Consider the following 236-nt stretch of genomic DNA (forward strand, 5'->3'; position numbering starts at 1 on the left):
TGATGAAAGCAATGGGACTGAATACAGTGACAACCTATGTTTTCTGGAACTACCACGAAGAAAGTCCGGGCAAATGGAACTTCTCAGGTGAAAAAAATTTAAAGAAATTTATAAAAACCGCACAGGAAGTAGGACTGTATGTAATCATTCGTCCCGGCCCTTATGTTTGTGCTGAATGGGAATTTGGCGGATATCCTTGGTGGTTGCAAAAAGATAAAAATTTAGAAATTAGAACT

The 236-nt window shown here is 38.1% G+C and carries 1 protein-coding gene; it reads left to right on the plus strand.

The window, feature by feature from the left end; all coding sequences use genetic code 11:
• On the plus strand, nt 1–236 hold a 236-nt coding region (locus tag SCA31_RS25525; RefSeq protein ID WP_410699719.1), incomplete at both ends, for a beta-galactosidase.

Origin of the sequence: Chryseobacterium sp. SIMBA_028 (assembly GCF_046535285.1) — a bacterium.
Taxonomy (GTDB): Bacteria; Bacteroidota; Bacteroidia; order Flavobacteriales; family Weeksellaceae; genus Chryseobacterium.